Genomic DNA, 22116 nt, shown 5'->3' on the forward strand with positions numbered 1-22116 from the left:
GAAGCGCGGGGGTTTTTCTATGCTCGATCTCCTCCTGCCGATGGCCGCCCGCCGCCCGCCGCCCCCCTCCTTGCTTTTCATGGGCACGCCGGACTTCGCCGTGCCGTCGCTCGACGCGCTCGTGGAGGCGGGCTACCGGCCGACCGTGGTGACAGGCCCGGACAAGCCACGCGGGCGCGGGCAGAAGCGCTCGCCGACCGCCGTGAAACGTGCTGCCGAGCGCCACGGCCTCGACGTGTGGCAGCCTGTCTCGGTGAAGGACCCCGCCTTTGCGGAGCAGGTGCAGGCGCTCGCCCCGGACATCATCGTGGTGGTGGCGTTTCGCATCCTGCCACCCGCGGTCTATGAGGCGGCTCGGCTCGGTGCGTTCAACCTTCACGCGTCGCTGCTCCCTGCCTACCGCGGCGCGGCGCCGATCAACCGCGCGCTGATGGATGGTGTGACGCAGACCGGCGTGACCACGTTCTTCCTCCAGCGCCGTGTGGACACCGGCGCGATTCTCCTCCAGCGCGCCGTGCCGGTGGGGCCGGACACGACGGCGGGCGAGTTGCACGATACGCTCGCTGAGGTCGGGGCGGAGGTGGTCGTGGACACCGTGCAGCGCATCGAGGCAGGCGAAGCCGTCGGGCAGCCGCAGGACGACACGCTCGCCAGCCCGGCCCCGAAGCTGTTCAAGGAGGACGCCGAGATCGACTGGACGCAGCCCGCGGAGGCCGTCCACAACCATATCCGGGGCCTCGCGCCCTATCCCGCCGCGTGGACGACCTGCGCGGGCGAGACCTGGAAGCTCTACTGCTCGCGTGTGGCCGAGGGCGAGCCCAGCGGACAGCCAGGCGAGGTGCTCGATGTGGACGGCCGCCTGCTGATCGCCTGCGGGGCGGGCGCCGTGGAGGTGCTGGAAGTTCAGCGTCAGGGCAAGCGCCGCATGGCGACGAGTGCCTTCCTCAACGGCATCGACCTGCAGCCAGGCGTTTACCTCGGGGGCTGATCTCCAGGAGTGCTATGCGTCGTGGGGCCGTTCTTCACAACAAAGCGAAGGGCGCAGCTTGCACAACGTCCGAAGCGCACTGGTAGTTTGGACTCGTTCTTCGAGGTAGCGTGTGACGGCGGTCGCGCGCCAGGTCACCCAGCGGCGATTGCCCGATGCCCGACGTGCCCCACTCCAACGATTTGACTTCGCCTGGCGCGCAGCCAAGGACACACGCCCCGTCGGTGTCCGATCCTGAGCGCTTGCAGCGGGCGCGAGCGCGCATGGAGACGCATGCGCCTGTCCACCTCCAGGAGCTCGCGGCGCGCGCTGAGGCGAGGCTAGGCCCTGGCGCCTCGGTCGAGCGCGCTGCGCTGATGCTCGCCCTCAGTGCAGAGCACACGGACTTCTTCCCCGGCATTGGGCTGTATCTCCCACTGCCGGGTGGCGTCGCCGTGGCTGCGCGCCCTGCGTCGGAGACATCAGTCACGGTCGAAGTGCCGCGTGTGTATGGCTATACGGGTGTGGCCTCCAGTGCCCAAGAAGCCGTCGTCACGGGCGCCAGCGAGGCTGTGGCGGCGGCCGTGGTGCGCCTCGCCGCTGAGATTGCCGGGCAGCCTGTCGAGGCTAGGGTGGAGATGTCGGCGCCCGCATGCGGGGAGAGCCTCGTCGCCGCGGTTGCGGTGGCTGCCGTGCAGGCGATTGCGTCCGCATCGGGCGCGCCGCTCGGGCGCGCGGCGCGGCTTGCCCGTGCGCAGCAGGTGGCCGAGCACCACGTCAAGCGCGTGTTCGGCGTGGCCTCATGCGTAGCCGCCCTCGACGGGGCACCGCCGCAACTCCTGCTCGTTAACGGCGCGGCGCTCACCAGCGAGCCGCTCGACCCGCCCCCGCGCGACGAGTTGGTGTGGGGACTCGTCCATGTACCCCGGGCACCGGCGTCCGATGCCCCGCGTGACTTCTTCAAGCTACGCACCGCCCAGGTGCAGGCCGCCACACTGCTGCTCCAGACGAACGCGCCCCGCATCGGGCTGCCCCGTCCGGTCACCCTGCGCGACATCGAGCACCGGCACCTCAGTGATGTGCTCGGGCTGCTCCCCGATGATCACCAGCCCGTCGTGCGCCACCTCGTGGGCGAGGGGAAGCGCATCGCGCGGCTCCTGATGGCGCTGCGCCGCCGCGATGGCCAGGTCCTCGGCGCGACACTGCTCGTCTCCCACGCCTCCCTACGTGAGGACTGGGGCTTGGACACCTGGGGACGTACGGCAGAAGCCGTTGCGTTTCTGCTGGAACAAGGGTCGGGCTTTGAAGGCATCTACGGCATGCGGCAGACGGGGACGGGCGGCTGCGTGCTCGTCGTCGGGCGGCCCTACCTGCTGCCGGCGTTCCTCGACACGCTCGCTGGGCGCTACGAGGCCGCCTACGGCGAAGCGCTCCACACGCTGGTGCTCTAGGCTGCCCCGTGGCTGACAGCTTAAGCGCGTGAATGTGCGTCGCGCGGGACAGGCAGGAGCAGACCGCTGATAGTCGATGGCCTAGCCCGTACTTTCTGCGGTCTACCCACCCACAACCCTGTCATTCCCTATGGCTTCCTCGCCGCAAGACGCGCCCTCGCCGCAGCCTCCTGAAAAGCAGGCAGGTCTGATCAACCGCCTGCTCGGTGGCATCGAGACGGTCGGCAACAAGCTGCCCGACCCAGCGATGCTCTTCCTCGCGTCGCTGATCATCGTCTGGATCCTATCGGCCCTGCTCTCGCCCATCGAGTTCGCAGACATCAACCCGCGCACGGGCGAGCCGCTCCGCGTAGACAACCTGCTCACCGGCACCGCGCTGACGACGTTTCTCTCGCAGATGGTGACCATCTTCACGAGCTTCGCGCCGCTCGGTGTCGTCCTCGTGGCAATGCTCGGTGTGGGCGTCGCCGACGAGGCAGGCTACTTCAACACGAGCATCAAGCTGCTGCTCGGGCGGACCGCGAAGAGCCTGCTCACCCCGATGGTGATCTTCGTGGGCCTCATCAGCCACAGCGCCATCGATGCGGGCTACGTGCTCGTGATTCCGCTCGGTGGCATCATCTTCTACGCGGTCGGCCGGCACCCGCTCGCGGGTATCGCAGCGGCCTTCGCAGGCGTCTCTGGCGGTTTCAGCGCGAACCCGGTGCCGTCGGCCCTCGACCCGCTCCTGCAGGGCTTTACGCAGCCCGCCGCGCAGATCATCGACGCGGACATCCTCGTCAACCCACTCAACAACTACTTCTTCACGGCGACCTCGAGCATCCTCATCATCGCGCTCGGGTGGGCCATCACGGACAAGATCGTCGAGCCGCGCCTGAACGCGACCGCGCCGGTGGACGACGACGCGGAGGAGGCGCCCGACATGAGCACCATCAGCCCGACCGAGAAGCGCGCCTTCTGGGCCTCGACGGCGGCGCTCGTGATCGGGATGGGACTGCTCGTCCTCTCGCTGCTGCCCGAGAACTCAGCCTTCCGCGACGCCAACGGCTCGCTGAACTCGTTCCAGGCGCCGATCATGCAGTCGATCGTGCCGCTGATCTTCCTGCTGTTCCTGATCCCGGGCGTGGTCTACGGCATCGTGGCGGGCGTCTTCAAAACGTCGAAGGATGTCGTGGACGCGATGACGAAGGCGATGGAGGGCATGGCCTACTACGTCGTGATGGCGTTCTTCTGCGCGCTGTTCGTGCACGCGTTCAACGTGTCCAACATCGGTGCGCTGCTCGCGGTGAAGGGCGCGGGCGTACTTAAGGCGCTCTCGCTGCCAGGCGGGTTGACCATCTTCGGCATCGTCTTCCTGACGGCGTTCGTGAACCTGTTCGTCGGCTCGGCGAGCGCGAAGTGGGCGCTCCTCGCCCCGATCTTCGTGCCGATCCTGATGGAAGTCGGCATCTCGCCGGACCTCACGCAGGCCGCCTACCGCGTGGGCGACTCGTCGTCGAACATCATCACGCCGCTGATGCCCTACTTCCCGCTCGTGGTGGTCTACTGCCAGCGCTACGTGAAGTCGACCGGCATCGGCACGCTGACGTCGATCATGCTGCCCTACAGCGCGGTCTTCCTCGTTGCGTGGTCGCTGTTCCTGCTCGCCTACTGGATGCTTGGCCTCCCGCTCGGCCTGCAGGCGTCGTACACGTTCCCGGCCACACCGTAGCGACCGGCGCACGTCGCACAGGCTCGGCACGATTAACGAGAAGCGGGCCGGAGACATGCTCTCCGGCCCGCTTCTGTGTTTTACTGTGTTTTCTATCTAGCGCGGCCTACTGCCTAGCGCGGCGGCGCGATGTCTTCCCAGTGCGTCTCGACGTGGAGGCCGCGGCGCTCCAGGTCCTCGAAGAAGCGGTCCTTGGGGATGAGGCGCTCCGGCGGGGCGGCGCCGCCCTCCTTCGGCACCGCGCCCTGCGCGATCAGCGTGGCGATGGTGGCCGTGGCAAAGGCCGTGCAGCGGCGCATCGCCGAGAGGTCCGTATGCTCGTCGTAGCGCGCGACCATCTCGTAGGTGAGGCGCTTCCACGCATCGCCCTGGCGGCCCGTGATCTTGATGCGCAGCAGAACGGCGTCCTCGTAGGTGCCGCCGAGGCGCTTACGGATCTGCCGGGTGAGCACGTCGCGGTAGGTGAGGTGCGTCCGCACATCGATGGAGCGGTCCTCGGCGAAGCCCAGCCCCACGAGCACGCGCATCGCGTCGGCGTGGCCGGGGTAGCGCAGCAGCTTCGCGTCGAGGGTGCGCACGCGGCCCTGGAGGTCCTGCGGGAGCGTCGAGAGCATGCCCGACGTGTAGAACGCCTCCAGTTCGCCGAACGGCTCGGGGAAGTCCACCCGCTCGATGTCGGAGAGCGGCTCGACGTGCGTGAGGTGGCCGTCGCGGATGATCGTCGCGGGGTGCGTATAGTCGCTGAGGAGCTTGTCGGCCGAGTGCGCGAGGCGGTAGTTGAAGGGCGGCTCCGGGTTGACCGGCACGTCGCCGCCGCGGATGATGGCGCTGTCGACCTCGTCGAAGAACTCGATCCCGCGCATCGTGAGGATGTTGCTCAGGCCCGGCGCGAGGCCGCAGTTGGGGACCACCCACCGGGCACGGTTCTGCGCTTCTTCGCTGAGCGCGAGCAGCTGCTGCGCGATGGTTTCGTTGCCGCCAAGCTCGCAGAAGTGCGCGCCGTTGCGGATCGAGAGCTCGGCCAGCATCGGGTTCAGCTCCGGGGCCACGCACGAGATGACGACGTCGCTGTTGGCCACGATGTTGTCGAGCGTCTGCGCGTCGCGGGCGTCGACTTGGTAGCAGCGGGTCTTGTCGCCGGGGAGCGCTTCGCGGATACGGCGGAGAACGCCGGGGCGCGATTCGCAGACGCGCACACGGGTGACATCAGGACGGCGGGTGAGGTCGAACGCGATGGCGGAGCCAATGGCGCCAGCCCCGATGACCGTAATACGCATGGAGGAAGGGCGGGTACCGAAGCGGGAATTCTGGGAGATCCAGCCGGTCGTCCTCGGAAGCGAGCGGACGGTGGTGGACATAGGGCCGAAAAGATACGGGTGGTGGGGGACGCGCTCGCGCGAACGGCGAAAAAGACGCAGGTTAAGCGCTTACATGGCAACATACGACGCACGGACCCGAATGCTCCAGCCCCTTCGCTCATCGCACAACGGTTACATTCAGGGACCGGGAAAATGGCGAGACGTGGAGACAGCGACGCTGTGGCCGCCTCAAGCCCTCTCCTCCCTGCCTCCCCTTTCTCCGTCTCTCCGGCTCGTAACCCATGACGCTCACGGTTCTCCACGCCGACCCGGCCACGCTCGAAGCGGACCTGCTCATCGTCCCTGACGATCCCAGCGAGGCCGAGCTGCCGCTGCGCGCCGCCTTCGGCGACGCCTATGCCCGCGCGGCCGACGATGCCGATCGCGGCACCGAGCCCGTTGTGTTCTATCCGCCCGCGCGGTCCGCCGACCGGATCGTGCTCTGCGGCCTGGGCCAGCCAGGCACCACCGGGACGGGGAGCGGCGCAGACACCGGCGATGAACTCGAGCGTCTCCGCCGGGCGGCCGGACGGGGCGGCAAGCTGGCGCGGAACTACAAGGCCACGCGCGTCGGCATCGTGCTGCCGCCGGGGCGCGGCTCCGAGGAAGCGGCAGCCCTCATCGAAGGCTTCGTGCTCGGGAGCTACCGCTACGAGCGCTACCGCACCACCGGCGAGCCCGTCCCCGAGATCGAGACGCTCACGCTCGTCACCGAGCGCGAAGACGAGCCGGTCCGCCACGCCGCCGAGCGTGCCCTCGCCACCGCCCAGGCCACGTGCGCGGCGCGCGACCTCGTCAACACGGTCGCCGCTGATCTCACCGCCACGACGCTCGGCGAGGAGACGAAGGCGCTGGGCAAGGCGCATGGCTTCTCGGTGGACGTGTGGAGCACGAAGCAGATCGAGGACGAGGGCATGGGCGGGCTGCTTGCCGTCAACCGCGGCAGCCTCGACGACCCGGCGTTCATCGTGCTGGAGCACAAGCCGGAGGACGCGCACAACGAGCGCCCCATCGTGCTCGTCGGCAAAGCGGTCACTTACGACACGGGCGGGCTCTCGCTCAAGCCTACGAAGAACTCGATGGACAAGATGAAGGCCGACATGGCGGGCGGGGCCGCGGTGATCGGGGCCGTGGCGGCGGCCACGCAACTCGGCCTGCCGCTGCACATCATCGGGCTCGTGCCGTCCACGGACAACCGGCCGGGCGGCCGCGCCTACGTCCCCGGCGACGTGGTGACGATGCACGACGGCTCGACCGTGGAGGTGCTCAACACCGACGCCGAGGGCCGCATGCTCCTCGCCGACGCGCTGAGCTACGCCAAGCGCTACGATCCCGCGTTCTGCGTCTCCGTGGCCACGCTCACGGGCGCAGCCGTCGTCGCGCTCGGCACGAAGGTCGGCGCCGTCCTCACGAGCGCGACCGACGGGGCCGCCAACCGCCTCGATGCGTTCGTAGAGGCGGGACGCCGCACCGGCGACCTCGTCGCCCCGCTGCCGATGTACGACCTCTACGCGGAGCAACTCAAGAGCGACGTCGCCGACCGCACGAACGTCGGCGGGCGCGAGGCAGGCACCGTGACTGCGGCCAAGTTCCTGGAGCACTTCACGGGGTACCCCGAGGGCTATCCGTGGGTCCACCTCGACATCGCCGGTCCAGCGTTCATCGGCGAGCACCGGCCCTATGCCCCGAAGGGTGGCACCGGCTTCGGCGTGCGCCTGCTCGTGGATGTGCTCCGGCACTATGACCCGTCACTCGGCTTCGAGCTGTAAACGGTATGGACGTGTCTGCGTGTGAGGGTGTGAAAGCGCAAAGTTCTTGCCCGGGTCTGCGTCCGCACGTCCGGACGTCTACACGTTCACACATGCGGCGCATCGCGACGTTGATGGGGTTGCTGGTCGTCACGGCTGCGCCCGCGACCTCGCAGGACGCTGCGGGCTGGGCCTTCGCGCCGCCCCCGGTGCAGCACGAGGCGATGGCGCTGCCGGTTGCGCGCGGCAACGCCATCGACGGGACGGCGCTGCTGTTTGCCGTGAGCGTGCCCTACCCGCGCCTCGCGTTCGCCCAGCGCGCCGACGGGCGCTACGAGGCCGATGTCAACGTCATCGCTACCGTCCAGGGTTCGGTCGCAACGGCCCCGGGAGGGCGCCTCTACCTCACCACCCTCACCGACGACTACGCCGCTACGCAAGACCCCCGGCAGCGGCACATCTCGCTCTTCGGCGTGCCGTGGGGCGCTGGCGTCTTCCCGAAGTACTTCCTGACGATCCAGCTTGCGCGCGGCAGCGACAGCCGCGACGTGGAGGGTACGCTCGGGCACGTGCCCGACTTCGAGCAGCCCGCCATCGGGCACCCGGTCGTGGTCGAGCGGCCGTCGTCGCAAGAGCGGTCGGCGCTGACGTTTCGGCTGGCGGCGGCGGGGCGTGCGGTGCCCTTCGACCGGCCAGCCGCCCTCCTCGTCCCGATGCACCTCCCAAGCACGGCAACGACGGTGCGCTTCACCCTGCGCGACGATAGCGGACAGACGCTGCGCTCCGACACGCAGCCCATGGCCACCCTGCCAGCTACGTTCGGCCTCGACCTCGGCAAGCTTGGCGCGGCGCCGGGCCAGATCGCGTTTGCCCTCGCGCCGTCGGGGACGCCGCTGCGCCTGGGCGTCTTCGACGTGTCAGCGCTGGACGAAGGCAGCTATACGGTCGAGATCGCGCTGCCCGGCACCGGTCTCGATCCGGTCAGAGAGACGCTGGCCGTCGTCTGGCCGACGAAGCCCCGCTCGATGCAGGACGAGGATGTCGCGTTCGAGGCTCTACGTGCCATCGCTGTGGACGACGAGATCCGGGAGATCAAGCGCGGGCGGGGGAACCGGAAGTGGGAGCGGCTGGCTGCGTTCTGGGACGAGCGCGACCCGTCGCCCGGAACGCCCTTCAACGAGCTCATGGCCGAGTTCTACGCGCGCGTGGACGAGGCCGCCGTCCGTTTTCGCACCACGCCGAACGGCCCACTCGACGGCTATGCGACCGAGCAGGGCCGCATGTGGCTACGCCAGGGGCCGCCTGCCAACATCGACCGCACGCTGCCCACGGGTGGCGGCCCGCGCGAGGTGTGGACCTATGCCGACGGGCGGCGCTACACCTTCGAGGCAACCGCCCCCGGCGAGCCGCTCCAGCGTGTAGACTGACCACCGAACGCGATCCCCGCCACACGCCCCATCACGCTCCATCATGGTCGAGCCGTCCCACCTATCCGGAAGCAGCGTGCGCCCTCGTCTTGTCTTTTCGTCGGGCGACCCCAACGGCATCGGGCCGGAGGTGGTGCTAAAGACGCTCGCCGACCCCGCGCTGCGAGGGCAGGTCCGGCCTGCCGTGGCCGGGTCGATCACGGCGCTGCGGGCCCACGCAGAGCGCATCGTTGCGAACCCCGACAACTTCGACCTCACGCTGCCCAGTCTCGTGCCGGTGAGCGAGACAGACCTCCCAGAGTTGCTCGCGGCCCCGCTGGACGCCGAGGCTCCGGTGCCAGTCCTCGAACTGCGGCCCGGCTCGGCGCCCGCGCCCGAGTTTGGCGCGACGACCGCCGGGGGCGGGGCGCTGGCGATGGAGGCCGTCGCGGCGGGCATCGATCTGTGTCAGCGCGGCGCGGCCGATGCCCTCGTGACGGCGCCGATCTCGAAGGAGGCGATCGCCCTGGCGGGTTTTGCCGTCCCCGGCCACACCGAGTTCCTCGCGGAGCGCACGGGCACCGATGCGGTGCTGATGATCCTCTGCACAGAGCGCGACGCGTTGGCCGAGCACCCGCTGCGTGTGGCGCTCGTGACGGCGCATGTCCCCGTCGCCGAGGTTGCCACACGGCTCACCGTCGACCTGCTGCGGACTAAGCTCGCGCTGTTCGCAGAGAGCCTCCGACGCGATTTCGGCATCGCGCGCCCCACCATCGCGGTCTTCGGCCTCAACCCGCATGCGGGCGACGGCGGCGTCCTCGGGCGCGAGGAGATCGACACGATCCGCCCCGTCCTGGACGCGCTCGCCGCCGACCCAGGCGCTGACCCAGACGCCGACTTCGACGCGGTTGGCCCGTATGCCGCCGACGGGTTCTTCGGGCAGCGCGGCTGGACCCGCTGCGACGGCATCCTGGCGATGTACCACGACCAGGGCCTCGCGCCGTTCAAGGCGCTCGCGATGGGTGGCGGGGTGAACGTGACAGCGGGACTTCGCATCGTGCGGACCTCGCCCGACCACGGCACGGGGTTCGACATCGCTGGACGCGGCGTCGCGCGGGCGGGGAGCATGCTGGAAGCCGCCCGGCTGGCCGCCGCGATTGCACAGCGCAGGGCGAGGGGTTCGGCGTGAAGAGTAGACAATCCGCTTGACGGCCCGTGAAGGGCTCGGCACCTTTCGACCCTCGACCCTCGACCCTCGACCCTCGACCCTCGACCCTCGACCCTCGACCCTCAGACCACCCGTGCAGACCGATCCTTACTCCGCGCTCGCGGCTGGCTACGATGTCGTGATGGCGCACGTCGACTATGACGACTGGGCGGCGTACGTCGAGGACTTGATCCAGGCCCACGCGCCGCACGCCGAGGCGGTGCTCGAACTCGGCTGCGGGACAGGGTCGCTCGCGTTCGCGCTCCAGCCCTACGGCCTCTACCGCTTCCTCGCCACCGACGGTGCCTCCGCCATGGTGCGCGTCGCCCAGGCCAAGCGACCGCTGCACCCCGAGGCCCACGTCCGCTTCCGTGTCGCCGACTTCGCCGCGCTCGACCCCATCGCCCTCGGCGCGCCGTTCGACGTGGTGCTTCTGCTCTACGACGGCCTGAACTACCTCCTCGACGAGGCCGACGTGGCGCGGCTCTTCGCCGACGTGGCGCGCCTGCTTGCCGAGGACGGCGTGTTTGTCGTGGATCAGAGCACGCCTGCCAACTCGCTCAACAACGCGGACTATTTCCACGACGAGGGCGAGGCGGACGAGTTTGCCTACGTCCGCACGAGCGCCTACGATGCCGAGGCCCGGTTGCACACGAACGCCTTCCGGCTCACCGTGCAGGGCGAGGTCTACGAGGAGTCGCATGTGCAGCGCGCCTTCACGTTGGCCGAGATGCGGGCGCTGATCTCAGCGTCGCCCTTGCGAGAGGTTGCGGCGTACGATGGGTTCTCTGTAGATCCCGCCGCAGGCGAGACCGAGCGCATACACTGGGTGCTGAAACGGTAGGGTGGCGGGGGCAGAAGTTGCGCTGCCTAGGGTCAAGCCAGATAGGGTGCGAAAGGAGTGGGGAATGGGCTGATTTCTATCACGATGTCAGGCGGTTTGGTTTTTTCGTTCCTGACGCGAAGATTAAGGGCGCTGGAATCCTCTCTTTCTCCTGGGCCTTTGACCAATCTCGTACCCGTGGATGAGCACTACACCCCCGACGAGATCCGGGAGGCGGTCGCGCGCAACTGGGACGACCCGGCTCGGTGGGGAGCGCGCCTACTCGCGATAGCTGAAACGATGCTGCGAGGCAAAGCGGGCTCACGTCGCCACCTTGTAGAGTCCGCTGAAGGCCTCGTCCACGAAGCCATCCGAAAGCTGTTGGAGCCCGAGAACAAGCGCGAGGTAGGCTACCGGAACATCAAGCGGCGGTATTTAGGACCGGATTCTGCGGAGCGGGACCGCGAGCTGTATTACGGAATCATCCAGGCTATCAGTTCAGAGGCGAGCAACGTGGCGAGGAAAGCCGTAGCTAACAGTGCTGACCTGTCACGCGAGCCTCCCACCCCAGAAGCATCACCGGAAGCGCAGATGATCGAGGACGAGCGCTGGCAGCGGATCTACAGCGCGTTCGAAGATGACGAGTTGGTGCTGCAGATCCTGCGACTGCGGCGCCAAGACCCCGACCTGCCGCCGCGCGACCTCGCCCACCTCCTCCACTGTCCCGTCGACCCTGACATCTACAGAGCCATTGAGCGAATGAAGGCCGGGGTACGTCGCTTGGACCGCGCCACGCAATGACTGAGCGTCTGTTGCGTTGGACAGAAGGTCCGCCGCGGTGGACGGCGTGTTCCTTTCACCTTCCCCCTCTGCGCCGATAAACCAGCCATATGCGTCGATGGTCACATCTTTGATGATATACCCTAGTGTCGTTATTTAGGGTCTGCGGAGTGTGTCCGACTCTTTCCAGGCCGTCTTCGGTATCTAACCTCTTTCGCCATGTCTGCTCCCAAAGCCTCTAGCCAGCAGGCCGCGCGCCTGTTGCGGCAGCACATCGATGCCTTGGAGCAGGATCTCGAGGCAGGAAAAGTCGCGGACCTCTCCGACGCCGAACTGGACGCCGCTCTGTCTGAGATGAACCTGCCGACGGCCCCGGCGCGTCCGCCCTTCCTACAGGCCCCTGAGGAGCGAAACGAAGATCCGCCTCCGGTATCGCATCGGCCTCACCCGGTTCAGTCTCCCAGGCACACCTATCAGAAAGCAGCACGCTTCAGGCGATGGAAAGCATGGGCGGGCGTCCTCGTGCTCGTAGCCGTCCTCGGAACCGCGGGGGTTGTGCAACTCCGCCACGAGGGGGCGACGCAGTACCTGGCGCTCAGCCCGGTGGCCAACCTCGTGGAGATCGCGCGTACGTCGCTGAACCGAGGGCCGGACACAGAGACGGCCGGGGCGTTCGACAGCGCAGTAGGGCTGTTGGAGGAGGCATCCTCGGCAGGCATCGCGTCGAACTCAGCAGGCGTGGACGACGCCATCGAGCAGCTTCGGTCGATCTACGCGGCGTTGGAGAGCCAGACTGGAGGGCCCGATCCAGCGGTGGAGCTGCGCCAGGTGCAAGGGGTCGTCGCGCTGCTGCTGGCCAAGGCAGCCCTCTCGGAGGGCGACGAGGATAGCGCCCGCGAGTGGCTAGAGGCCGCGCGGACCGTCGGAGACGCCGAGACCCGAGCGCAGGCGGAGGAGTTGGCCGACTCAGCCGAGTTCTAGCACCGCACGGACCATCGGGTCGTCGAACTCCTCGGGGCGCACGATCGTGAAGCCGACCTTCTCCGAGGCGCGCTGCATGCCCCGGTTGGTGCGCAGGATGTCGGCGGTGATGCGCTCGGCCCCTTCGTCCCGACCGACCTGCACGAGGCGTCGCAGTAGCTCCGTGCCGAGGCCCTGCCCCTGGAACTCGTCCTTGACGAGCATGCCGTATTCGCGCTCCGTCGTGCGGGGGATGCGCGTGAGCCGCCCGATGCCAACGATCTCGGGGCGTTCGCGGCCGTCCACGTCTCGCTCAGCGACCAGCGCCATCTCGCGGTCGTAGTCGATGAAGCACTTGCGCGCGAGGCGGTCGTGGGCGATGCGCTCCGACAGCTTCACCGTGCCCGCATAGCGCAGGTAGACGCTTTGCTCGTCGAGGTCCTGGTGGAACGCCACGACCTCGGGCTCGTCCTCGGGGCGGATGGGCCGGATCGTGACCGCGCTGCCGTTTTTGAGCGTGTAGGTCTCGACGTAGTGGCGCGGATAGGGCCGGATGGCCGGATGGGGGAGGGCCTCGTCGGAGACGGTGGCCGGGTGCAGGCGGACGCGGGCGTCGAGCACGGTGAAGCCGGCCGCCGAGGCGCGAAGCGGATTCAGATCGATCTCGTGCACGCGGGGCTGCTCGGCGACGAGTTGAGCGAAGCGGACCACGAGTTCTTCGAGCACGGCGAGGTCGACCTGGCCCAGCGCGAGGTCCGCGTGCTGGGCCTCGTCGCGGAGGGCGGCGTGGACGCGCGTCTGCTCCATCATGCGGCGCGCGAGGGTGGTGTTGAGGGGCGGTAGGCCTAGGGCTGCATCCTGCATCACCGCGGCGAACGAGCCGCCCGCGCCGAAGCGGATGACCGGCCCGAAGACTGGATCGAGCGTCGCCTGCAGCCGCAACTCGACGCCGCGTTGGCGAATCATCGGCTGCACGGTGACGCCTGCGAACGGAAGCACTGCGTCGGCCCGTTCAGCGGTGTCCGAGGCATAGATGCCCTCGATCTGGGCGAAGGCTTCGCGCACCTCGTTCTCGGTGTGGAGGTCCAGGAAGACCCCCCCGGCGGCGCCCCGGTTGGAGACGGTGTGCGTATGGAGCTTCACCACGACGCGCCCGCCTGTATCGAAGAGGGGCTGCGCGAGGGCAACGGCCTCGTCGGGCGTGTGCGCCACCGTAGGCATAGCCGCGGCAAACCCATAGCACGCCAGGAGCGCCTTGGACTCGACCTCGTCGAGCGCGGTCCGCCCGTCAGCTAGGGCCGTGTCGATCAAGGCCGCTGCGCGCTCACGGTTGGGGAGGCCGTCTTCGTCGGCGGGCAGGGCTGGCGTCTCGTAGAGCGCGCGGAGGTTGTAGCTGTAGCGCCAGAGGTAGCCGAAGACCCGCGCCGCCGTGTCGGGATAGGCAAAGGTGGGGATCCCGGCGTCGTTCAACAGCGCGGTGGCGTCTGCCACGTCGTCGGCGCCCATGAAGCTGGCGATGAGCGGCTTCGGGCTGCGGGCCTGTTCGCGCAAACGTGCGGCGACGGCCTCGGGGTCGGTAAGTGCCTGCGGGGTTAAGATCGTGAGTACCCCGTCCGTCGCTTCGTCGTAGAGAGCGGCTTCGAGCGCGTCGGCATAGCGCTGAGGCGTGGCGTCGTGCTGCAGGTCGATGGGGTTGGTCGCGGTCGACTCGGCAGGGAGGACCTCGGCGAGGCGGCTGCGCGCTGCGTCCGAGAGCGTTGCCACCGTTCCACCGTTCTCGACGAGGGCGTCGGCGGCGAGCAAGCCTGGACCGCCTGCGTTGGTGAGAATGGTGAGCCGGGGGCCAGCCGGTCGGGTCTGCTTGGCGAGGACCTCGGCGGCGTGGAAGAGACCGGCCATGGAAGGGACACGGAGGACGCCCGTGCGCCGAAAGGCCGCGTCGAGGACCGCATCGTCGAGTGCGACATCGTCGGGACCGCGCCGGCTGGCCTTGACGACGATGATCGGTTTCTGCAGGGCAACCTCGCGCGCCGCCGACAGGAGCGCCCGCGCGTCGTCGATGGTTTCGAGGTAGAGCAGGATGCTGCGCGTGCGCGGGTCGTCGCCCAGGAACGTGATGGCCTCGCCCCACCCAATGTCGAGCATCGTCCCGAGCGACAGGACCGTGGAGAAGCCGACGTTCTCCCGGCGGCTCCAGTCCAGGACCGCGGTGAGGAGCGCCCCGCTCTGGCTCACGAAGCCGACGCTGCCGTCCGGCGGGAGGTGCCGCGCGAAGGTGGCGTTGAGCTGAGTCCGCGGTCGAATGAGGCCGAGCCCGTTCGGGCCGAGGAGGCGGGTCTGGCTGTCGCCGAGCGCGGCCCGTAGTTGTTGCTCCAGCCGGGTACCTTCCGCCCCGGCTTCGCTGAAGCCAGCCGCAAACACGACCACGCCCGTGACGCCCGCCTCCACGCACTGCCGCACCAAATCCGGCGTCGACGCGGCGGGCGTGCAGATGAGCGCAACGTCAACCTGCGCGGGCACGTCGGCGACGGTCGGGTAGGCCTTTACGCCGAGCACGCTTGCCCGGTTGGGGTTGACGGGGTAGACCGTCCCGCCGAACGGATGCGTGAGCAGATTCCAGAGCGCCTGGCGGCCGACGCTCTGTGGCGCATCGGTCGCACCGATCACAGCGATGTGACGGGGCGAGAGAAAGGCGTCGAGACCGGGACGGCGTGCGCGTAGGGCAGCACGCGGCAGCATGGGGGTGTCAGGCATGTGCGCAGCAGAGAGAGTGGGCTCGCTGTACGTCTGACGGGAGTGTCCGTGCCTCGAAAACAGAGTGGGCGGACCAAAAAAAGTCCCGCAACGCCGGAGCGTCGCGGGACTGAGGTGCCCAGGACTGGAGTCGAACCAGCACGCCTTTGCAGGCACTGCCCCCTCAAGACAGCGTGTCTACCAATTCCACCACCTGGGCAGGGGGGCGACGCGCAAGAGCGTGCGCGCCGACACAAAGAACAGTGACCCCGGTAGGGCTCGAACCTACGACCCGCTGGTTAAAAGCCAGCTGCTCTGCCAACTGAGCTACGGAGTCAGGTGCGAATGCACGCCACGTATCGGACGGGCAAGGCTTCATAACATAGGGCGATTTCGTCGGGGGCGCAACGGAGCCGTGTCAAGCGTCGGCGAAGAGCAGGGCGGTGTGGAAAAATGGCTCACCAAACAAACGTAACAGCTAAGTAATACAGGATCTGGTTGCATTTTCAGAAAAGCTGAACGATCTTTTGCCAGGTAGCAGAAGAGTACAGCGCTTCGCCGCACGGCAGAGGTGCCTCTCTCCTGCTTTCCCGGTGGACGCGCACCGCGCTAGGGGATACACGCACGGTCTGCGCGACGCGCTCAGGAGCACCAGCGTCGCGCTCGCCACCGAGCGGTCTACGTTTCGACGTTCCGCGTCTAGACGAGGTCGCGAAGACATGGTCGGGGGCTGGGCTGCTTGTGGTGGGGCGGCTCAGTCCCCGCATGTCACTCTGACGGGGCTCAAGGCTGCCGTTCGTTGAGGTTGCCGTCCGTTGAGGCGGACTGCCCTTAAGCGGACCACCCGTGTCGCGCTCGCATTACCGAGTGAGCCCCTGACACCTGTTTCGAAGATTTGAGCAGGTTGCTTGACGCTAGGACGATGTAAGCGCTTTCTTTAGCGCTCTTGTTGCTCTCGCTGTCTAGCATTCCCTCCAATGCGTCTGCTCTTTGTCTTGCTTCTGGGTCTCGGCCTGACCCTCCCCGCTGCAGCGCAGCAGCCCACCCCCGCCGACCCGGACGTGCTCCTCCAAGGCTTCTACTGGAACGTCCACCCCGGCGACGCCGCACAGAACAACGACGGCATCTGGTGGGACTCGCTCCGCACCCAGGCCCAAACCTTCGTCGACGCAGGCGTGCAGACGATCTGGCTCCCGTCGCCCTTCAAGGGCCTCGCTGGGCGCTGGAGCATGGGCTACGATATCTACGACTACTACGACCTCGGTGCCTTCGAGAACAAGTTCACGCGCCGGACCCGCTTCGGCACCGTCGAGGAGTTTCAGGCCATGATGGGCGAGTTCGACCGCGTCGGCCTGCGGAAGATGGTCGACGCCGTTCTCAACCACCGCGACGGGGCCGACGCCCAGAGCCGCGTCGACTGCTGGTATGGGGCTGGCCAGGGCCCGCTGCGTTTCAACGTCTTCAACCCCAACAGCGGGCGCTTCCCCGCCACGGCGCGCAACTTCCACCCCAATGGCGACGAGTGCAACGAGGATGCGCCCTACAACGACCCCGTCTTCGCCCAGGACCAGGCCTACTTCACCGACCTCAACACGACGCTCGACCCCGGCGCGCCGAACGACGGCTGGTTCTACGGCCCGCACCGCCTCGGCTTCAATGCGGACTCGCTCGTAGCGTGGGGCCGCTACCTCTTCGACGACCTCGAGTTTGACGAGGTGCGCGTGGACGCGATCAAGCACATCGACCCGGCCTTCCTCGCGCCGTGGCTCGTCGAGGTGCGCGACGGGAGCCAGCCCTACGCCGTCGGCGAGTTCTTTGGGTCGAACCCCGAGATCCAGAACTACATCGGGCAGGTCAACCGCTTCAACTCGTCGTTCCCCGAGCCGGGCGCGCCGGGCCGCGACGCCAACCTCGCTGGCTTCGACTTCGGCCTCCGGTTCGCGCTCAAGGACATGGCCAACAGTGGCGGCTTCTACGACATGCGCAACCTGAACTCGGTCGGGCTGCACTTCAACGGGGTTGATCCCTTCCGCGTTGCCACGTTTGTGGACAACCACGACTTCGACCGCATCGGCTACGTCGGTGCCGACTGCAACGACCCCGACGCGATTCGCTTCGGGCTCACCTGCCTCAAGTTCAGCATCGACAGTGGCCACGACCCCGTCATCAGCCGCAAGAACCTCGGCTACGCCTACATCATGGCCGCCGAAGGCCGCCCCACGGTCTTCTACAAGGACTTTGTCTGGTTCGGTCTGGAGAAAGAACTCACCTGGCTGATGGCCATGCGTCGCACCTTCGCCCAGGGCGAATCGACGCCGCTCGGGAGCCTGAATCCGAACCCCGAGCTGCCGCAGGCCGACGTGTTCGTACTGCGCCGCGAGGGCTTCGGCACGCCGCGCTACGGCAGCCTCATGGTCATCAACGACAACGGCAACGCCAAGCTCGGCGGCTTCGTGGACAGCCCGCACGTCAACTTCGAGTTCAAGGACTACACCGACTCGTTCCTCTTCACGACCACGCAGGTCTTCGCCGACAGCCGCGTGCGCGTGGAGGCCGAGCCGAGCAACTACGCCTGGTATGCGCCGACCGGCCTCTACCCGCGAGCGCCCGGTATGGCCGCCCCGTCGTTCGAGGTCGAGTCCGCGCCGGGCGGGAAGCTGCACTTCGTCGCGCTGCGCGCTGAGGACGCGGCCAGCCTCCAGGTCAACGGTGCACCGATCCAGCCGGGTGACGAGGTTGCCGTGATGGGACCGTCGGCCGATCCGATGAAGGCCGCCGGGCTCGGGCGTGTCGGCCTGGCGACGCAGTGGGACGGCGTGCACGACATGGTGATCGAGGTGCTCGGGGAAGACGTCTCCAGCCGTCTCGCTTCGGGCGCTCCGCTGCGCCTCGTCGTCCACGACGCCAGCGCAGGCACCTACGTGGAGGCTGGCGAGGTCACATGGGCACCCGTAGGCACCGGATTCACCTTCAACCCCGACCGGCCCGCGTCGCGCGGGGGCGCGTTCCCGCTCACGGCCAACGCCGACGCAGGCGCCTACGCAGCGGGCGCGATCTCGTACGTGACGGCGTTCTCCGCGGGCGAGGGCGGCGGCGGTGGTGTCCAGGGACCCGACCTGGGCGTGACGGCCTCCTTCAACTTTAGCGGGGCCGACAGCGGCACGATCACCGCCATCGTGACCAACCTTGGCACTGTACCCTTCGAGCGAGTACGAGTGCTGCTGAATCCAATCACCGACGTCGAGACGGACGACGACCGCACGCTCGTGGGCGTGCTGGCTCCTGGCGAGTCCAAACCCGCCACCTTCGCCTTCACGAACGCGGGATCAGATGCGTTCACCATCGTCCGTGCCAAAGACCTCGACACACGCTTGCGCGACGAGGTGAACGACGACAACAACAACGTTTCGCTCGCGCTCGAACCGAACAGCGGAACTGACGAGACCCCGCCGCGCATCACGGGCTCCATCAAGAAGAACAAGTACGAGGGCACGGCCTCGGACGGTGGCTCAGGTGTCGCCTCGATCACGCTCGGTGGCGATGCAACCAACATCGAACTCGTCGTTGAGCCGTTCTCGCCGGGTGCGCCCTCCGTTGGGTTCGACGTGAAGCTGATCAACCGCCGCGAGCGCGGGTTCGGGACGATTCAGGTCACCGATGGGGCGGGCAACGCCGAGACGCTCTTCGTGGACAGCGGCGAGCGCTTCGGCCCGGGCTCGCTCGCGGCGTTGCAGATCATGGAGCCGGAGATTGAGACGGCGTTGCTGGGCAACCATCCCAACCCCTTCAACCCGGCTACGCTGCTTCGCTTTACGCTCGCTGAAGCGATGCCTGTCACGTTAGTGGTGTACGACGTGCTCGGCCGTGAGGTCGCTGTGCTGGCCGAAGGCGAGCATCAGGCAGGCCTCCACGAGGTGTCGTTCGATGCGACCGCGCTGCCGAGTGGTGTGTACTTCTACCGCCTCGATACGCCCGAGATGACCGACTCCAAACGCATGTTGTTGCTGAAGTAGGGTCCTGCAAAGGCCGCTGTATAAAAATAGTCACGTTTTTGTGTAACGAAGCCTTTACGTTTCGGCCTTCAATCTTTACTTTAACCCTATCTCGGTCGCCCACCGTGATGTTGCGCTTCTGGAGGGGAAGCTCAGCGTCGCAGGGCGACCGATTTTTTTGCCCCTGCGAGAAGGAGTGTCGTGCTCGAACGAACGATCCAGGTCATCGGGCTCCTGGGTCTGTTGCTGGGCGTCGGTTGCCAGGCGATGCGTCCCGCAGCCGACCCGTCATCCCGTCTTGACCAGCTGGCGGCTCAGCTGACAGGCAGCTTCAGCAGCACTGCCCAAGCCGAGGCCGATTCGACCTATTTCGACATCCGGCTGCAGGCCGCGCCTATCTGGACGGAGCGCTCAGACGGGCCGTGGCTCTACGTCGAGCAGGCCGCCGCGTCAGCGCTGAGTCGTCCTTACCGGCAGCGGGTCTACCACCTGTCGGCACGCGCCGACGGTACGCTCGTGAGCGCGGTGTACGAACTCCCCGGGCAGGCACTCGCCTACGCGGGAGCCTGGCAAACCCCCACACAGTTCAATACGCTTGAGCCAAGCCAACTGGTCGAGCGAACCGGATGTGCGGTGCTGTTGCGCCCTGATCAACAAGACCGCTTCATAGGCGCAACGCACGAAGACGACTGCCAGAGTTCGCTGCGCGGGGCGACCTACGCCACCAGCGAGGTCGAGATTGGCCCAGAGGGCATGACGAGTTGGGACCGAGGGTATGCCGCTGATGGTACCCAGGTCTGGGGTGCTGTGACGGGGCCGTATCGGTTTGACCGCATCGACGGCTAGCTTCTGGTCGCGCTATGGACGCTCGCAAGGTCTGCGCGAAGAGCGCAGGCAGACGGGATCCAACGCCCCCGGCCGCGCTTACGGGCACCCGTATACCCAGCCAATAATCCTTGACGACCATGCTCACCCGGATCTTTGCAGCCCTGCTTCTCCTCGTGCTCGTGGCCCCTGCCGCGGCCGCGCAAGACGCGCTCGCGTTCAACGCGACGACGCACGACTTCGGCGAGATCATGGAGGGTGACGTGGCGACGACCACCTTCACCTTCACCAACGAGAGCACGGCGCCGGTTCGACTCCTGGAGGTCCGCCCGTCATGTGGTTGTACGGCGCCGGACTGGTCACGCGAGCCCGTGGCCCCAGGCGAAGCAGGAAGCGTCACCGTGGCCTACGACTCAAGTGGACGCCCGGGCGCCTTCTCGCGAGACGTAACCGTACGTGCAGAGACCGTCGGCGAGGACGGAAGCACGGCACTCGCCCCGGTCTCCCTCACCGTCACGGGCACCGTCGCCGTGACCACGCTCGCGGGCGGGCCGCAGCAGGGCAGCCTGATGCTCAGCGCCGATGCGCACGACTTCGGCACTGTCTCACCCGGGCGCGTGGTGCACACCTTCCTGGTTCAGAATAAAGGTGACCGCCCTGTGCGTCTCCAGGGCGCGGCCGTGTACGGTGGCGAGGTCGAGGTGGTGCTTCCCGACACGCCGCTCTTCGTCGGCGACCTCGCCGAGGTCTTCGTGGCGGTGAACACCGATGCCGTCGAGGGCAAGGCGTTCGACATCGCCGTGGTGCTTGACACGACGGACGAGACGCAGCCGAAGAAGTCGCTGCGGCTCACCGGACGGATGGCATCGGGCGAATAGACGGTGTCTCGGCGGCGGATTGAAGACGGCCGCGAGCCCGTCGCCTCACGCCACGGTCAGGGCTTGGTCGAGGTCGGCGAGGAGGTCGGCCTCGTCTTCCACGCCGACCGACAGGCGGATGAGCGAGTCGGGGAGGCCCGCCGCGCGGCGCACCTCGGCGGGGATCGAGCCGTGCGTCATCGAGGCCGGGTGCGAGATGAGGCTCTCGACACCGCCTAGGCTCTCCGCCAGGCTGAAGACGCGCGTGGCTGCCATCACGTCCATCGCCACGTCCAGCGCGTCGTTGACCAACTCGAACGACACCATCCCGCCGAACGCAGGCGTCCCTGCCGGGGTCTGCATCTGCCGAGCGGCAATGGCATGACCGGGGTGGTCGTCGAAGCCGGGAAAGCGTACGCGGGCGACCTTCGGGTGGTCGCGCAGGAAGCGGGCCACGGCGTCCGCGTTGGCGCAGTGGCGCTCCATGCGCAGGTGCAGCGTCTTCGTCGCGCGGAGGACGAGGAAGCAGTCCATCGGGCCGGGCGCCGCGCCGGTCGCCTTGATCTGAAACCGCAGCTTCTCGGCCCACCCCTCGTTGCTCGTGAGCACGGCCCCGCCGACCACGTCGGAGTGCCCGCCGAGGTACTTCGTCGTCGAGTGGAGCACGAGGTCGGCACCGTGTTCGAGGGGGCGCTGGAGGTAGGGTGACGAGAAGGTGTTGTCCACGACTACGATGGCGTCGGGGCTAACCGCCTTGGTGCGCTCGGCGAGGGCGGCGATGTCATAGATCCGCAGCAGCGGGTTTGTCGGCGTCTCAATCCAGACGAGCTTGGTCGACGGCTCCAGCATCGCCTCGAACGCGTCGAGGTCGGTGAGGTCGCCGAAGGAAAAGCGGAGGCCGAACGGCTCGTAGACCTGGCGGAAGAGGCGGTAGGTGCCCCCATAGAGGTCGTTCGTCGAGACGATGTGGTCGCCGGGGCGGAGGCTCTTGCACAGCGCGTCGATGGCGGCGACGCCCGAGGCAAACGCGATGCCGTGCGCGGCTCCTTCGAGCGCAGCGAGGTTGCCTTCGAGCGCGGTGCGCGTCGGGTTGGTGACGCGGGCGTACTCGTGCCCCTGGTGCTCGCCAGGCCGCGCCTGCACGTAGGTCGAGGTCTGGAAGATCGGCGTCATGATCGCGCCGGTCGCAGGGTCTGGAGCCTGGCCCGCATGCACGGCGCGGGTGCCAAAACCGAGGGGGGCAGAGCCGAGGGCATCGGGGGAAGTAGCCATCGAAGCAGAAAGAAGCAGGTAAAGAG

Annotated in this window: 15 protein-coding genes and 2 tRNA genes; 12 read left to right on the forward strand and 5 right to left on the reverse strand. The window is 67.7% G+C overall.

Features of this window, described 5'->3' with window-relative positions; translation table 11 throughout:
* Positions 1–19 precede the first annotated feature (19 nt).
* The 3 genes from fmt (at position 20) to AAFU51_16975 (ending at position 4129) form a co-directional block, all read left to right on the forward strand.
* Positions 20–988 carry a methionyl-tRNA formyltransferase gene (gene fmt / locus AAFU51_16965; protein ID MEO1572951.1) on the forward strand — a complete coding sequence of 323 codons (969 nt, stop codon included), beginning with the start codon at positions 20–22 and terminating at the stop codon, positions 986–988.
* Between the two features lie 155 nt (positions 989–1143).
* Positions 1144–2418 (forward strand): hypothetical protein, encoded by a 1275-nt coding sequence (locus tag AAFU51_16970; protein ID MEO1572952.1) that lies wholly within the window; start codon positions 1144–1146, stop codon positions 2416–2418.
* A 130-nt stretch (positions 2419–2548) separates the two neighbouring features.
* Positions 2549–4129 carry an AbgT family transporter gene (locus tag AAFU51_16975; protein MEO1572953.1) on the forward strand — a complete coding sequence of 527 codons (1581 nt, stop codon included), beginning with the start codon at positions 2549–2551 and terminating at the stop codon, positions 4127–4129.
* A gap of 113 nt (positions 4130–4242) precedes the next feature.
* On the opposite strand, the gene AAFU51_16980 is transcribed toward AAFU51_16975, so the two are convergent.
* Complete coding sequence (locus AAFU51_16980) at positions 4243–5487, reverse strand: saccharopine dehydrogenase C-terminal domain-containing protein (GenBank protein ID MEO1572954.1); 1245 nt, start codon at positions 5485–5487, stop codon at positions 4243–4245.
* A 242-nt stretch (positions 5488–5729) separates the two neighbouring features.
* Between AAFU51_16980 and AAFU51_16985 the strand changes: the two genes are divergently transcribed.
* From AAFU51_16985 to AAFU51_17010, 6 genes are all read left to right on the forward strand, one after another.
* Positions 5730–7256, forward strand: coding sequence for a leucyl aminopeptidase (locus AAFU51_16985; protein MEO1572955.1), 1527 nt, complete (start codon positions 5730–5732; stop codon positions 7254–7256).
* A gap of 92 nt (positions 7257–7348) precedes the next feature.
* On the forward strand, positions 7349–8662 hold the full coding sequence (locus tag AAFU51_16990; protein MEO1572956.1) for a GWxTD domain-containing protein: 1314 nt from the start codon (positions 7349–7351) through the stop codon (positions 8660–8662).
* Between the two features lie 76 nt (positions 8663–8738).
* Positions 8739–9830 carry a 4-hydroxythreonine-4-phosphate dehydrogenase PdxA gene (gene pdxA, locus AAFU51_16995; protein MEO1572957.1) on the forward strand — a complete coding sequence of 364 codons (1092 nt, stop codon included), beginning with the start codon at positions 8739–8741 and terminating at the stop codon, positions 9828–9830.
* A gap of 112 nt (positions 9831–9942) precedes the next feature.
* Entirely contained in the window at positions 9943–10692 is a 750-nt protein-coding gene (locus AAFU51_17000; GenBank protein MEO1572958.1) for a class I SAM-dependent methyltransferase, read from the forward strand.
* A 159-nt stretch (positions 10693–10851) separates the two neighbouring features.
* Positions 10852–11472 carry a hypothetical protein gene (locus AAFU51_17005; protein ID MEO1572959.1) on the forward strand — a complete coding sequence of 207 codons (621 nt, stop codon included), beginning with the start codon at positions 10852–10854 and terminating at the stop codon, positions 11470–11472.
* Positions 11473–11670: 198 nt separating this feature from the next.
* Positions 11671–12432 (forward strand): hypothetical protein, encoded by a 762-nt coding sequence (locus tag AAFU51_17010; protein MEO1572960.1) that lies wholly within the window; start codon positions 11671–11673, stop codon positions 12430–12432.
* Here AAFU51_17010 and AAFU51_17015 read toward each other — a convergent pair.
* The 3 genes from AAFU51_17015 to AAFU51_17025 all read right to left on the reverse strand — a co-directional run bounded on the left by AAFU51_17015 (position 12418) and on the right by AAFU51_17025 (position 15481).
* Positions 12418–15165, reverse strand: a complete 2748-nt coding sequence (locus tag AAFU51_17015) for a bifunctional acetate--CoA ligase family protein/GNAT family N-acetyltransferase (protein MEO1572961.1) — start codon at positions 15163–15165, stop codon at positions 12418–12420. The genes AAFU51_17010 and AAFU51_17015 overlap by 15 nt on opposite strands.
* Positions 15166–15280: 115 nt before the next feature.
* Positions 15281–15364 (reverse strand) — tRNA-Leu (locus AAFU51_17020).
* Positions 15365–15408: 44 nt separating this feature from the next.
* Positions 15409–15481, reverse strand: a tRNA-Lys gene (locus AAFU51_17025).
* A gap of 640 nt (positions 15482–16121) precedes the next feature.
* On the opposite strand from AAFU51_17025, the gene AAFU51_17030 reads away from it, so the two are divergent.
* From AAFU51_17030 to AAFU51_17040, 3 genes are all read left to right on the forward strand, one after another.
* Entirely contained in the window at positions 16122–19157 is a 3036-nt protein-coding gene (locus AAFU51_17030) for an alpha-amylase family glycosyl hydrolase (protein ID MEO1572962.1), read from the forward strand.
* A 180-nt stretch (positions 19158–19337) separates the two neighbouring features.
* Positions 19338–19982, forward strand: a complete 645-nt coding sequence (locus AAFU51_17035) for a chromophore lyase CpcT/CpeT (GenBank protein ID MEO1572963.1) — start codon at positions 19338–19340, stop codon at positions 19980–19982.
* Positions 19983–20101: 119 nt separating this feature from the next.
* The gene (locus AAFU51_17040) at positions 20102–20839 is read left to right on the forward strand and encodes a DUF1573 domain-containing protein (protein ID MEO1572964.1); all 738 of its coding nucleotides are present in this window, start codon (positions 20102–20104) and stop codon (positions 20837–20839) included.
* A 45-nt stretch (positions 20840–20884) separates the two neighbouring features.
* Here the strand turns inward: AAFU51_17040 and AAFU51_17045 are convergent, their stop codons facing one another.
* A complete protein-coding gene (locus tag AAFU51_17045) occupies positions 20885–22090 on the reverse strand; it encodes a PLP-dependent transferase (protein ID MEO1572965.1) in 1206 nt (401 codons plus the stop codon).
* Between the last annotated feature and the right edge of the window lie 26 nt (positions 22091–22116).

It is taken from the genome of Bacteroidota bacterium, from assembly GCA_039821555.1.
GTDB lineage: Bacteria > Bacteroidota > Rhodothermia > Rhodothermales > Rubricoccaceae > JBCBEX01.

Coding starts and splice junctions, on each gene's coding strand:
- AAFU51_16985 (MEO1572955.1), top strand. CDS start 5,730: ATGACGCTCACGGTTCTCCACGCCGACCCGGCCACGCTCGAAGCGGAC.
- AAFU51_17030 (MEO1572962.1), top strand. CDS start 16,122: ATGCGTCTGCTCTTTGTCTTGCTTCTGGGTCTCGGCCTGACCCTCCCC.
- AAFU51_17010 (MEO1572960.1), top strand. CDS start 11,671: ATGTCTGCTCCCAAAGCCTCTAGCCAGCAGGCCGCGCGCCTGTTGCGG.
- AAFU51_16970 (MEO1572952.1), top strand. CDS start 1,144: ATGCCCGACGTGCCCCACTCCAACGATTTGACTTCGCCTGGCGCGCAG.
- AAFU51_16980 (MEO1572954.1), bottom strand. CDS start 5,487: ATGTCCACCACCGTCCGCTCGCTTCCGAGGACGACCGGCTGGATCTCC.
- fmt (MEO1572951.1), top strand. CDS start 20: ATGCTCGATCTCCTCCTGCCGATGGCCGCCCGCCGCCCGCCGCCCCCC.
- AAFU51_17040 (MEO1572964.1), top strand. CDS start 20,102: ATGCTCACCCGGATCTTTGCAGCCCTGCTTCTCCTCGTGCTCGTGGCC.
- AAFU51_17015 (MEO1572961.1), bottom strand. CDS start 15,165: ATGCCTGACACCCCCATGCTGCCGCGTGCTGCCCTACGCGCACGCCGT.
- AAFU51_17045 (MEO1572965.1), bottom strand. CDS start 22,090: ATGGCTACTTCCCCCGATGCCCTCGGCTCTGCCCCCCTCGGTTTTGGC.
- AAFU51_16975 (MEO1572953.1), top strand. CDS start 2,549: ATGGCTTCCTCGCCGCAAGACGCGCCCTCGCCGCAGCCTCCTGAAAAG.
- AAFU51_16990 (MEO1572956.1), top strand. CDS start 7,349: ATGCGGCGCATCGCGACGTTGATGGGGTTGCTGGTCGTCACGGCTGCG.